This window comes from Vibrio sp. MACH09, from assembly GCF_033238805.1.
Classification (GTDB): domain Bacteria; phylum Pseudomonadota; class Gammaproteobacteria; order Enterobacterales; family Vibrionaceae; genus Vibrio.
In genome coordinates, this window is sequence record NZ_BSFZ01000001.1 from 890,323 (window position 1) to 903,426 (window position 13,104).

The window sequence follows — 13,104 nt, forward strand, 5'->3', positions numbered from 1 at the left end:
AATGATGAAACTAACTTTCTCTCTTTACCGTTATAATCCTGATGTGGATAACAAACCACACATGAAGGAGTACACTCTTGAAGTGGAAGAGGGCTCCGATATGATGGTTTTGGATGCTCTTATTCTATTAAAAGAGCAAGATTCCTCGATCTCGTTTAGACGTTCTTGCCGCGAAGGTGTGTGTGGCTCTGATGGCCTAAACATGAATGGCAAAAATGGTCTAGCATGTATCACTCCATTATCCGACTTAATGGAGAAGAATCCTATTGTAATTAGGCCATTACCAGGATTACCTGTTGTTCGTGATTTAATAGTGGACATGACGCAGTTTTATGATAATTATGCAAAGGTAAAACCATATTTAATATCGGATGGTGCCCTACCACCTTCGAGAGAACATCTTCAAGCCCCTGAAGATCGTGCTCATCTTGATGGTCTTTACGAATGTATTATGTGTGCTTGCTGTACCACATCCTGCCCATCCTTCTGGTGGAATCCGGACAAATTTATTGGCCCTGCGGGATTACTAGCTGCTTATCGTTGGTTGATAGACAGTCGTGATACAGCTAGGGACGAACGCCTATCCGATCTTGATGATGCTTTCAGTGTTTTTCGTTGTCATGGCATCATGAATTGTGTAAGTGTATGTCCTAAAGGATTAAATCCGACCAAAGCCATTGGTCACATTAAGACCATGCTGGTGAATAAATCGGTTTAACATATAAGTATTGCCGGCTTCTTTTTAAGATAGCCGGCTAAAACAGGCCAACGGAATGTTGGATTAATATAACCTACTGTTTAAGGGAAAATATGCACAACGGCGTGATGAAGGCATGGCTCGAGTCTTCACACTTGGCTGGTGCCAATGCAACTTATGTAGAGGAACTCTACGAACTGTATCTAAGTGACCCCGATTTAGTAAGTGATGAGTGGAAACGTGTATTTGATGAGCTGCCTATGCAGACATCTGAGATTGCAGAGCAGTCTCATTCACGAGTTCGAGATTACTTCCGGCGACTCGCTCAAGAGACAAAGCATTACAATGTCCAAGTTAGTGATCCTGATGTCGATGCAAAACAAGTAAAAGTACTGCAGTTAATTAATGCCTATCGTTTCCGAGGGCATCAAGCTGCCAATTTAGATCCACTGGGAATCTGGCAAAGAGACCCCGGTCCTGATCTTGACCCTGCCTTCCATAATCTTACTGAAGACGACTTTGAAGAGACGTTTAACGTAGGTTCCTTTGCGGTTTCGCAAGAGACCATGCAACTAAAAGATCTCTATGGTGCATTAAAGAAAACCTATTGTGGTTCTATCGGCGCAGAATATATGCATATGATCAATACTGAGCAGAAACGTTGGGTTCAACAACGTTTGGAATCAGTATTAGGCCAGCCATCATTTACTGCTGACGAGAAGAAGACGTTTTTAGAAGAGCTTACCGCAGCGGAAGGTTTGGAACGATATTTAGGTGCTAAGTTCCCTGGAGCAAAACGATTTTCTTTGGAAGGTGGTGATGCCCTAATACCCATGATGAAAGAGTTAATTCGTCATGCAGGTAAATCGGAAATGCGCGAAGTCGTTATAGGAATGGCTCACCGTGGTCGTCTCAATATGTTGGTTAATGTATTGGGTAAGAAACCACAAGATCTATTCGATGAGTTTGCAGGTAAACATGGTGAAAGTTGGGGAACCGGTGACGTGAAATATCACCAAGGTTTTTCAGCCGACTTTGCTACTCCAGGTGGCGATGTTCACCTAGCTTTGGCGTTTAACCCTTCTCACTTAGAGATAGTCAACCCAGTAGTGATGGGGTCTGTAAGAGCTCGTCAAGATAGACTTGGTGATGATGATGGGAGCAAAGTATTACCTATTACCATCCATGGTGACTCAGCTATTGCGGGACAAGGGGTGGTTCAAGAAACCTTCAACATGTCTCGAACTCGTGGTTTCCAAGTAGGCGGTACAGTACGTATCGTAGTCAATAACCAAGTTGGCTTTACTACATCTAACCCGCAAGATACGCGTTCAACGATGTACTGTACTGACATCGCTAAGATGGTTCAGGCACCTATTTTCCATGTTAATGCCGATGATCCAGAAGCGGTTGCTTTCATCACACGCATTGCATTGGACTACCGCAACACCTTTAAGCGTGACGTGGTTATTGACTTAGTCTGTTATCGCCGACATGGCCATAATGAAGCGGACGAACCAAATGCGACTCAGCCTTTGATGTATCAAAAAATCAAAAAGCACCCAACACCTCGTAAGCTATATGCAGACGTGTTAATTGATCGTGGTGAGTTTGATATTGAAACGGCAACTGAGCTGGTAAATGGGTACCGTGATGCGCTTGACCATGGAGAAGTTGTGGTTAAAGAGTGGCGTCCAATGGAGATGCACTCGGTAGACTGGAACCCTTACTTAGGTCATGACTGGAATATTGAATGGGACAGCAAGTTTGAATTTGAGCGTCTTAAAAAGCTTGGTGAAAAACTGTGTCAGCATCCAGAAAGTCATAAACTACAAAGTCGTGTGAACAAGATTTATAACGATAGACGTTCCATGCTTAATGGTGAAAAACCATTAGATTGGGGTATGGCTGAAATCTTGGCATACGGTACGCTTGTTGATGATAGCCGACGTATTCGACTATCTGGTCAGGACTCTGGCCGTGGCACCTTCTTCCATCGTCACTCTGTTCTACATAATCAGGATGACGCGAGTACCTTTGTACCTCTACAAAATGTACACAATAAGCAGGGGCCATTTGAAGTCTTTGATTCGGTATTGTCTGAAGAAGCGGTGTTAGCTTTTGAATATGGCTATGCAACGGCTGAACCTGGTGGATTAACGATTTGGGAAGCACAGTTTGGTGACTTTGCTAATGGTGCCCAAGTGGTTATTGACCAGTTTATCTCTTCTGGTGAACAGAAATGGGGACGCTTGTGTGGACTAACGATGCTATTGCCACACGGCTATGAAGGTCAGGGTCCAGAGCACTCATCTGCGCGTCTTGAACGTTATCTACAGTTGTGTGCGGAGCAAAATATACAGGTCGTTGTCCCGTCGACTCCGGCGCAGGTATACCATATGTTACGTCGCCAAGTTGTTCGACCTATGCGTCGACCGCTTATTGTGATGTCGCCTAAATCGCTACTACGACACCCGTTATGTACATCAACGCTAGAAGAGCTTTCTGATGGCACTTTCCAACCTGCAATTCCAGAGGTGGATAGTTTAGACGCCAGCAAAGTGAAGCGAGTTGTATTCTGTTCCGGTAAAGTTTATTACGACTTACTTGAGCAGAGACGTAAGAATGAGCAGGACGATGTTGCTATTGTCCGTATTGAACAGCTTTATCCATTCCCACTATTTGAAGTTCGCGACATTATTGCCGCCTACGAAAATGTGCAAGATTTTGTCTGGTGCCAAGAAGAGCCTCAAAACCAAGGCGCTTGGTATTGTAGCCAGCACAATTTCCTCAATGCTATACAGGGAGCGACATTGAAATACGCTGGTCGTCCAGCCTCTGCTTCACCTGCCGTAGGATATATGTCCGTACACATGAAACAACAGAAAGCGTTAGTTGATGATGCTTTAAATCTAGACTTTTAAAAGTTCTAGAAGTTAAGGAAGAAGAGATTATGACAATTGAAATTCTGGTTCCAGATTTGCCTGAATCCGTTGCTGACGCCACTGTTGCGACATGGCATAAGCAACCTGGAGAAGCGATAGCTCGTGATGAAGTTATTGTTGATATAGAAACCGACAAAGTGGTGCTGGAAGTTCCTGCACCAGAAGCGGGTGTGTTAGAAGCGATCATTGAAGAAGAGGGTGCCACAGTACTGTCTAAACAATTGATTGCTAGGTTAAAGCCGGGAGCAGTCGCAGGCCAACCGACTTCAGATACCACTGAATCAACAGAGGCATCGCCAGATAAGCGCCATAAAGCCTCTCTGGATGAAGAGAGTAATGACTGGTTAAGCCCAGCAGTTCGTCGCCTGCTTGGTGAGCATGGACTTGAAGCTAGCCAAGTAAAAGGCACTGGTGTTGGTGGGCGTATCACTCGTGAAGACGTAGAGGCTTACCTTGCTAACAAACCTGCTCAAGTTGAGAAAAAAGAGCAAGAGCCAGCGGTTGAAGTTCCAGCGGCAGCACGTAGTCAAAAACGTGTTCCTATGACTCGTCTACGTAAAACAGTGGCAAACCGACTGCTAGAAGCGAAAAATAGCACCGCGATGCTGACCACGTTTAACGAAGTGAACATGAAACCGATTATGGATCTTCGTAAGCAGTATAAAGACCAATTTGAAGAGCGCCACGGCGTGCGTCTTGGCTTTATGTCCTTCTATGTAAAAGCAGTGACAGAAGCGCTAAAACGCTACCCTGAAGTGAACGCGTCAATTGATGGTACTGATATTGTTTATCACAATTACTTTGATATTAGCATGGCAGTATCTACTCCTCGTGGGTTGGTGACTCCTGTACTAAAAGATTGTGATTCATTGGGTATGGCTGATATTGAGAAAGGCATCAAAGAGCTTGCTATTAAAGGTCGTGATGGAAAACTCACTGTCGACGAACTTATTGGCGGAAACTTCACCATCACCAATGGTGGTGTATTTGGTTCATTAATGTCGACACCAATTATCAACCCGCCTCAAGCGGCAATACTTGGTATGCATAAAATTCAAGACCGTCCAATGGCGGTTGATGGAAAAGTAGAAATCTTGCCAATGATGTATCTGGCACTCTCTTATGATCACAGATTAATCGATGGACGCGAGTCGGTTGGTTTCTTGGTGACCATCAAAGAACTGCTAGAAGATCCAGCAAGACTATTGCTGAATGTATAGATAAAAAATTGAGTTGGGCTTTTAGTCCTATTCACTGGGTATCAGGGGAGAGCCACTCTGATACCCTAACTAGTTATCCAATAACGGCTAGTTAAAAGTACCTCAAAAGGTAAAGGTCCCTAAATGAATTAGGTGAACCTTAATGGAAATAATAATTCCCCCAAGGGATAAACATACGGAATAGCGTAATGAATTTGCATGAATATCAAGCCAAACAGCTGTTTGCTGAGTTCGGTTTGCCTGTCCCAGAAGGCTTTGCTTGTGATACTCCACAAGAAGCATTTGAAGCAGCTGGCCGCATAAGTACCGAGAAAAAAGTCGTTAAATGCCAAGTGCACGCAGGTGGACGTGGTAAAGCTGGTGGTGTTGAACTGCACGACACTAAAGATGGTGTTAAAGCCTTTGCTCAAAAGTGGCTAGGTAAGAACTTAGTGACTTATCAAACAGATGCCAATGGACAGCCTGTTACAAAGATTTTGGTTGAAGAAGCATCTAACATCGCCAATGAGCTCTATCTTGGTGCTGTAGTCGATCGTTCTACCCGTCGCATCGTCTTTATGGCCTCGACTGAAGGTGGCGTTGAGATTGAAAAAGTAGCTGAAGAGACTCCAGAGCTAATCCATAAAGCGGCAATTGATCCGTTGGTTGGTCCACAAGCGTACCAAGGTAGAGAGCTGGCGTTTAAATTGGGTCTTGAAGGGGATCAAATTAAGCAGTTTACTAAGATCTTCATGGGTCTGGGCAACATGTTTGCTCAATATGATTTAGCTCTGCTAGAAATCAACCCATTGGTGATCACTGGTGAAGGCAATCTACTATGTCTTGATGGCAAGATTAACATTGATTCCAATGCTATGTATCGTCAGCCTAAACTTCGTGAAATGCACGATCCTTCACAAGAAGATGAGCGTGAAGCTCATGCCGCACAGTGGGAGCTGAACTATGTTGCACTTGATGGCAGCATTGGTTGTATGGTTAACGGTGCCGGCCTAGCGATGGGTACGATGGATATCGTTAACTTGCATGGTGGCCAACCTGCAAACTTCCTAGATGTGGGCGGCGGCGCGACGAAAGAGCGCGTGACCGAAGCATTTAAGATCATCCTGTCTGACGATAATGTAAAAGCCGTTCTAGTGAATATCTTCGGCGGAATAGTTCGCTGTGATCTTATTGCAGACGGTATTATCGGTGCAGTAGAAGAGGTTGGTGTAAAAGTCCCTGTTGTTGTTCGATTAGAAGGTAACAATGCCCCATTAGGCTCGAAGAAATTAGCCGAAAGTGGATTGAACATCATTGCTGCGAATTCCCTAAAAGAAGCCGCAGAAAAAGTAGTTGCTGCAGCGGAGGGCAAATAATGTCTGTATTAATTGATAAAAATACTAAAGTTATCTGCCAAGGTTTCACTGGTGGACAGGGTACGTTCCACTCAGAGCAAGCGATTGACTACGGAACACAAATGGTGGGTGGTGTATCTCCGGGTAAAGGCGGTCAAACTCACTTAGGACTACCTGTTTTCAATACGGTACGTGATGCCGTTGAAGAGACAGGTGCTACAGCATCGGTCATTTATGTACCAGCACCGTTCTGCAAAGATGCCATTCTTGAAGCTATCGATGCAGGCATTAAGCTTATCGTAACTATTACCGAAGGCATTCCAACATTAGACTTACTGGATGTTAAAGTACTTCTTGATGAAGCTGGTGTGGTCATGATTGGTCCTAACTGCCCAGGTGTTATTACTCCTGATGAATGTAAAATTGGCATCATGCCGGGTCACATTCATAAGAAAGGTAAAGTGGGTATTGTTTCTCGTTCTGGTACATTAACTTATGAAGCAGTTAAGCAGACGACGGATGAAGGCTTTGGCCAGTCTACGTGTGTTGGTATTGGTGGTGACCCTATCCCGGGTTCTAACTTTATCGACATCCTGAAACTGTTCCAAGAAGATCCAGAAACAGAAGCCATCGTAATGATCGGTGAGATTGGTGGTACAGCAGAAGAGGAAGCTGCGGCATTTATTAAAGATAATGTCACTAAACCTGTTGTTTCTTATATCGCTGGTGTTACGGCACCTCCTGGTAAACGAATGGGTCACGCTGGGGCAATTATCTCTGGCGGTAAAGGAACGGCTGAAGATAAATTTGCTGCATTAGAAGCGGCAGGCGTTAAAACGGTAAAAAGTTTAGCGGATATCGGTTCAGCACTACGTGAAGTGACAGGTTGGTAAACATAACTGCCATTTGACGACGAAAAGCTCAGAGTAATATCTGGGCTTTTTTATGTCTTGTTGATAATTAAAATAATTAAAAGGAAACAATTAAATGACAATGTTGGTATTAGGGTTGCTGCTATTTTTGGGAATACATTCTGTTTCGATTATTTCTGTCTCATTCCGCGATAGTATGGCGGCAAAAAGTGCACTAGGGTGGAAAGCATTTTACTCAATTGTCTCTTTGCTTGGGGTGATTTTAATAGCGAAAGGGTATGCCGCTGCACGACTGGATCCTGTGATTGTTTATAATGCACCTTTGTGGCTTAGACATCTGGCCTTTTTGTTAATGCTGCCTGCGATGATTTTTTTTGTTGCGCCTTACTTCCCTGGAAGAATTAGCCAAACTCTCAAGCATCCACAATTGGTGGCGGTTAAAATTTGGGCTCTTAGCCATCTATTAGTGAATGGCACTCTGGCGGATATCGTGCTATTTGGTGCTTTCTTAGCTTGGGCTGTGGTTGATAGAATTTCGATGAAAAAACGTTCACAACGTCCGCTGCCTGGTCTTAAACCTGCGGGAATAAACGATGTGATTGCCATTGTTATTGGGCTTGGCGCAACTGTGGCACTGTTATTCTCTCTGCATGGAATGCTAATCGGTATGCCATTGCTTGGTTAATGATCCATAACACAGCTCAGGACGCTTTTAGATGAACCCTTCGGGCAGCATTTGTTGGCATTTTCTACAGCGTTATCGCCTGATTGTGTCGTTGGCTACACGGCATAGACGCTGCCTTGTATAAACACCAACAAAAAGCGGCAAAAATATATTGGAAAGGTCAACAGATCCTAGCGACGTCTAACGTGATAATGATTAAGAGATGTTATTCAACATCTCTTTTTTATACCTGTCTTATTATACCGGTTTAGATGCAAATCCAGCTCGCATGCTAATGCTGCTAAGAGTAGCAAAAACCATAATAACCACGCCCAAATGCCACGCTTCACTTATGCCTATTTTCACCAGCAACATACTTGATAAAGCAGAGAATATCATCTGTCCCCCGCCAGATAATGCCGCAACGGAGCCAGCCTTTCTTTTATAAGGGATTAACAGCTGAGATTGGGCGCAAGGAAACGCCATGCCATTGCCCATGTTTAACACAAACTGACCTGCCATCATGGCGGCAGGGTGAAGAGGGGCAATGATTAACCAGATTGCGGCGCTAAGATGCACCACGGGTACTAGGTAGAGCATCCTCTTACTACCAATAATGGGACGGAGTCGATTACAGGTAAAACCGCCAGCCAATAAACCGAAAGCAGGAATCAGCGCCCAAACCGCATATTGATCAGAGGTCATGCCTATATGAATCTGCATAATGAAAGGCATGACAGAGATAGAAAGTACAACCAAGCTAAAATTATACCAACCTAGGCTGGCAAAACTTAAGAAGTACTTAGATTGAATTAACTGCTGATATGTTGTCAGTATCGTCTTTGGGTTTGGTAACGGCTGTTTCGCTGGCAGTGTTTCTGAAAATAGAAACAGCAAAGAGACGAGTAACGTTAAGATATAAGAAAAAAGTGAGATAAATACCGCCAGCCAGCCAAAGCTATGGTTAATAAAACCACCTAATACAGGAGCGATAATGGGGGTAAATGACGCAACAATTGCAACCCATGATAATGCCTTTGGTAGCTCGTGTTGATCATAAGAGTCACGCAGTGAAGCGCGAGATAGCACCGCGCAGCATCCAGCACCAAGTCCTTGAATAAACCGACCAAGTACCAGCATTTCAAATGATTGGCTAGCAAATATCGCCAATGTTAAGCCAATAAGTGCAAGTGTTAACCCTGTCAGCAATACCGGTTTTCTCCCCAGCGCGTCAGAAATAGGGCCATAAAGAAATTGAGATGGACCAAAACCAAGTAAGTAGATTGAAATAAGCAACTGAGCTTGATCAGAACTGATTGAAAAATCTTGCGCGATCCATGGCAATGAAGGGAAAACGAGTCCCATGCTAAATTGACCGATACTCACTATGAGGCAAGCGAGTAAAACGGGTTTCCATTTAAAAACCGATGACATTGATAATCCAAATTGAATAACGGTGGAGACATTTACCGGAGTAATACCATGAGCTTAATATTGGAATTGTTTGATTTGCTCAGCGGGGTTCAGCTGCATCAGTATACACTAATTTGAATATGAATTTTGATTATACACAAGTAATTTTACGCGGCATGTTTAGCGAGAGCAGTGTGATTTCTGGTGAAGTGATGGGGAAGAGATAACGGCTGAAATAAGTGGAAAATCTATAATTTTGATTGCAATTTTCTGATTTTTTAAGCTTAATGCAGCCCATCTAGCCGTGGTTTCTTATAGATAATTCGCGTGACAATTCGTGTGGCGCTTGAACACTCGCATTTTAGCCTAGTGTCGTCAGGCTCGGCATAAATAAAAAATGAGAAATATGAACAGTTATCGTTATTTTATTGGTCAGCAATGGCCTCTACTATCATTTGGTCTCCTTACCGTTTTTGCAGGTAACTTGGGACAGTCTTTTTTCCTTAGCTGGTTTGGCGCGGATATTCAAAGAGATCTCTCTATATCTGCTATTGATTATGGTATGACATACGCGATTGCGACGCTGTGTAGTAGCATTACCATTATGTTTGTTGGTGGTATGGTGGATCGCTGGGCGGTTCGTCGTTTTACCACGTTAGTTGCGTTCGTCTTGGCGAGTGCCTGCTTGGCAATGGCAAATGTTGCCTCTCCAATCATGCTCTTTTTTGCATTTTATCTACTAAGGCTGACTGGTCAGGGCTTGCTGCCGCATACCGCACAGACAACTATGATCCGTTGTTACACTCATCAGCGGGGCAAAGCTATCAGTATTGCGGGAAGTGGCGTGGCTATTGGTGAAGTAATATTGCCCACCTTGGTGGTTATTTTGATTGGCTGGTTAGGCTGGCGCAGCAGTTGGTTGGCGTTATCTGCTGTAGTGGTATTCATATACCTTCCCATCGCTTATTACTTATTGTCTAAAACCGATCAAGTCAAAATCTTAGCCAAAACGGCGCGAGCAAAAGTGACAGGTGTAAATAAGAGTGGTCGACGAGAAGTACTATCAGATTGGCGTTTCTGGTCTATTTTACCTTCAACATTAGCTGCTCCTTTTGTAGTAACGGGTGTTTTTATTCAACAAAACTTTTTATTAACGCAAAAAGTGTGGTCGCCTACCTTACTGGCAAATAGCTTTGTTGCATACGGAATCATGCACTGGGTAAGTTCCATGATTGCAGGAACCTTGGTAGATAAGTACGGAGCTAAGCGCTTACTCGCTTACTTTATGTTGCCACTTATCAGTGGCCTTGCAGTATTGGCCTACTTTAACCAAAGTTGGTCGGCTATGTTGTTTATGACCCTGTTTGGGCTTGGTATTGGCGCATCTGGACCTGTCATTAACGCGCTTTGGGCTGAGGTGTATGGTACTGAGCATATTGGTGCTATTCGCTCCATGATGACTTCATTAATGATTCTTTCTACCGCTGCGGCTCCATGGATATTTGGCCTCTTTATTGAGATGGGATGGTCAGATAAGTCATTTTTCGGCATGTTGGCAGTGGTGATGGTTGTTGTTGCCTTAATGGTTTTACCAGCACAGCGTTCGTTTATTCATAGCGGGTTTAACAAAAATAATGGCTAATAAGCACAAAACAGTTGACCTTACCCTTAGGTTAGCGTTTAACGTGTGTATATCTTAATAGACAAAGATAGCTATGAAACGAAACTGCAACAGACCACCGATGGCTAAATGGCTTAGTGGTTTGTTTTTATTCATACTAACATTGAGCGTTATAATGGCGAGCCAAACAAGGGTAGCCATGGCAAGTCTATTGGATGTTAATGGTGCGAGTACCACGTTGGAATCACATCATGTAGATTGTGCAGAGCTTGCTGCTGCGGCTGATGGTGTTCATTGCGACACTATGCTAAAAGCCGCTAACATGGCTTGTTGTATCACTCCCAACGCTTATCCAATGATGTCAACTTGCTGCTTACTTAGTGGTAATATTCTGTATGTTCGTCTGCCATTTATTATCTCTCAAAAAAACGTTTTAACAGGCTATGAAAGCCGATATTTACGCCCTCCCATTCTGTTCGTCGCTTGATATTTTTATAGTCGTAAAGCACCACAACTGAGTTTGGTCGCTATACAGATCAACAGAATTTCCAGTATTTGGAGAGAGAAATGAAACGTAAACTAACCGCCGTTATTCTATCGACATGCCTATTTAGTACAGGAGTACTCGCCAACGCTATGGTTGACTTATATAAGTCACCAAGTTGCGGTTGCTGTACGCAATGGATGAACATACTTGAAGAGAAAGGTTATCAGGTTAAGGTGCATCATCAGCAGCAATGGAACGACATTAAACAGCAACATAAGCTGCCTTCGCAACTGGTCTCTTGTCACAGTGCCGTTATTGATGGCTACTTGATAGAAGGCCATGTACCTGAGGCTGATATCGCTCGTTTATTGGCAGAAAAGCCAGAAGGTATTGTTGGGCTATCTGCGCCTGGCATGCCTGCGCATTCTCCCGGGATGGCTGGTATAGAAGGGCAGTATAAAGGGTTTGATGTGGTGGCTTTTGATCGTCATGGCAACACAACAATCTATACGCAATATTAGTCTTTAGAGCACAGTTTAGTGTGCAGTAAGCAATAAAAAAGCTGGCGAACATATAAGTCATCGCCAGCTTTATCTATTTGTTAAATTGAGCTTATTTCGCTAAGTTTTCAGCAACAAATGCCCAGTTAACTAGTGCCCAGAAACCATTCATGTAATCAGGACGTACATTGCGGTAGTCAATGTAGTAAGCGTGCTCCCAAAGGTCTACTGTTAGTAGAGGAGTGATGCCTTCTTCTGTTAGCGGAGTCGCTGCATTAGATGTGTTAACAATATCCAAAGAACCATCTGCTTTCTTAACCAACCAAGTCCAAGAAGAACCAAAGTTGTTAATCGCTGAATCAGTGAACTTCGCTTTGAACTCATCAAATGAACCGAATGCAGCGTTAATCGCTTCTGCTACGGCACCTGTTGGTTCGCCACCTGCGTTTGGCGCTAGACAGTGCCAGTAGAAAGTGTGGTTCCAAATCTGAGCTGCGTTGTTAAATACGCCACCAGTAGAAGTTTTAACGATCTCTTCTAGTGATTTGTTTTCAAACTCAGTTCCTGGGATAAGACCATTTAGTTTCACTACGTAGGTGTTGTGATGTTTACCGTGGTGAAAATCTAGTGTCTCAGCTGAGATATGTGGTTCTAGTGCATCTTTTGCATAAGGAAGTGCAGGTAGTTCAAATGCCATTGCCGTATTCTCCATTGATTTGAAAGAGTTACCTCTTTCTATTGCTTCCAATTAATTGTAATTATTCGTCAAAATGACTGACTTGTAGGTATTTTATCAAGTTTTTACTTTATTAAAACCCTATTAACAAAAAAAAATCATTTATTTATCAGGTTACTGCTCTCTAGGCTTAACTAATGAAGCTAGTTTAGTATAGTTAACCCTACAGATATTGTGCTTTTTATTCTTGTATAAATACGTAGAATGAGAGCCTGAAGTGAAGTAAAAGTCATGTGAGAACACAATGGAAACGATCGATAAAATTAAGAAACAGCTGGAAGAGAACGCTATCCTTTTATATATGAAGGGATCCCCTAAACTACCAAGCTGTGGTTTTTCATCTCAGGCATCTCAAGCGCTTATGGCGTGTGGTGAAAAGTTTGCTTATGTAGACATCCTACAAAACCCAGATATTCGTGCTGAATTACCTGCTTATGCACAGTGGCCTACATTCCCACAATTATGGATTGAAGGTGAGCTAATTGGTGGTTGTGACATTATTTTGGAGATGTTCCAAAAAGGTGAGCTTCAGCCATTGATTAAAGAAGCGGCTGCTAAGATTGAAGACGCAGAGTAGATATTGCTGCAAAAGAAAACCCGGCTACTGGCCGGGTT

12 protein-coding genes are annotated in these 13,104 nt (G+C 43.3%); 10 read left to right on the forward strand and 2 right to left on the reverse strand.

Annotation, left to right across the window (positions count from 1 at the left end):
• Nucleotides 1–4 precede the first annotated feature (4 nt).
• The 6 genes from CHJ_RS04100 (at nucleotide 5) to CHJ_RS04125 (ending at nucleotide 7,753) form a co-directional block, all read left to right on the forward strand.
• The gene (locus CHJ_RS04100; protein ID WP_171754333.1) at nucleotides 5–718 is read left to right on the forward strand and encodes a succinate dehydrogenase iron-sulfur subunit; all 714 of its coding nucleotides are present in this window, start codon (nucleotides 5–7) and stop codon (nucleotides 716–718) included.
• 92 nt (nucleotides 719–810) lie between these two features.
• On the forward strand, nucleotides 811–3,621 hold the full coding sequence (gene sucA / locus CHJ_RS04105; protein WP_171754284.1) for a 2-oxoglutarate dehydrogenase E1 component: 2,811 nt from the start codon (nucleotides 811–813) through the stop codon (nucleotides 3,619–3,621).
• A 29-nt stretch (nucleotides 3,622–3,650) separates the two neighbouring features.
• Nucleotides 3,651–4,862, forward strand: a complete 1,212-nt coding sequence (gene odhB / locus CHJ_RS04110) for a 2-oxoglutarate dehydrogenase complex dihydrolipoyllysine-residue succinyltransferase (protein WP_171754285.1) — start codon at nucleotides 3,651–3,653, stop codon at nucleotides 4,860–4,862.
• A gap of 188 nt (nucleotides 4,863–5,050) precedes the next feature.
• Nucleotides 5,051–6,217, forward strand: a complete 1,167-nt coding sequence (gene sucC, locus CHJ_RS04115; RefSeq protein ID WP_317916939.1) for an ADP-forming succinate--CoA ligase subunit beta — start codon at nucleotides 5,051–5,053, stop codon at nucleotides 6,215–6,217.
• On the forward strand, nucleotides 6,217–7,089 hold the full coding sequence (gene sucD, locus CHJ_RS04120) for a succinate--CoA ligase subunit alpha (protein ID WP_317916940.1): 873 nt from the start codon (nucleotides 6,217–6,219) through the stop codon (nucleotides 7,087–7,089). The genes sucC and sucD overlap by 1 nt, the downstream gene beginning before the upstream one ends.
• Nucleotides 7,090–7,183: 94 nt before the next feature.
• Nucleotides 7,184–7,753: an NnrU family protein gene (locus CHJ_RS04125; RefSeq protein ID WP_317916941.1), complete on the forward strand. Its 570-nt coding sequence runs from the start codon at nucleotides 7,184–7,186 to the stop codon at nucleotides 7,751–7,753.
• A gap of 237 nt (nucleotides 7,754–7,990) precedes the next feature.
• Here the strand turns inward: CHJ_RS04125 and CHJ_RS04130 are convergent, their stop codons facing one another.
• Nucleotides 7,991–9,166: a multidrug effflux MFS transporter gene (locus CHJ_RS04130; protein ID WP_171754289.1), complete on the reverse strand. Its 1,176-nt coding sequence runs from the start codon at nucleotides 9,164–9,166 to the stop codon at nucleotides 7,991–7,993.
• Between the two features lie 385 nt (nucleotides 9,167–9,551).
• Between CHJ_RS04130 and CHJ_RS04135 the strand changes: the two genes are divergently transcribed.
• The 3 genes from CHJ_RS04135 to CHJ_RS04145 all read left to right on the forward strand — a co-directional run bounded on the left by CHJ_RS04135 (nucleotide 9,552) and on the right by CHJ_RS04145 (nucleotide 11,774).
• On the forward strand, nucleotides 9,552–10,787 hold the full coding sequence (locus CHJ_RS04135) for an MFS transporter (RefSeq protein WP_317916942.1): 1,236 nt from the start codon (nucleotides 9,552–9,554) through the stop codon (nucleotides 10,785–10,787).
• 178 nt (nucleotides 10,788–10,965) lie between these two features.
• Nucleotides 10,966–11,253, forward strand: coding sequence for a hypothetical protein (locus CHJ_RS04140; RefSeq protein WP_317916943.1), 288 nt, complete (start codon nucleotides 10,966–10,968; stop codon nucleotides 11,251–11,253).
• An 80-nt stretch (nucleotides 11,254–11,333) separates the two neighbouring features.
• Entirely contained in the window at nucleotides 11,334–11,774 is a 441-nt protein-coding gene (locus CHJ_RS04145; RefSeq protein ID WP_317916944.1) for a DUF411 domain-containing protein, read from the forward strand.
• A 91-nt stretch (nucleotides 11,775–11,865) separates the two neighbouring features.
• On the opposite strand, the gene sodB is transcribed toward CHJ_RS04145, so the two are convergent.
• Nucleotides 11,866–12,450: a superoxide dismutase [Fe] gene (gene sodB / locus CHJ_RS04150; protein WP_171754293.1), complete on the reverse strand. Its 585-nt coding sequence runs from the start codon at nucleotides 12,448–12,450 to the stop codon at nucleotides 11,866–11,868.
• A gap of 283 nt (nucleotides 12,451–12,733) precedes the next feature.
• Between sodB and CHJ_RS04155 the strand changes: the two genes are divergently transcribed.
• Nucleotides 12,734–13,066, forward strand: a complete 333-nt coding sequence (locus tag CHJ_RS04155; RefSeq protein ID WP_171754294.1) for a Grx4 family monothiol glutaredoxin — start codon at nucleotides 12,734–12,736, stop codon at nucleotides 13,064–13,066.
• Nucleotides 13,067–13,104: the final 38 nt, after the last annotated feature.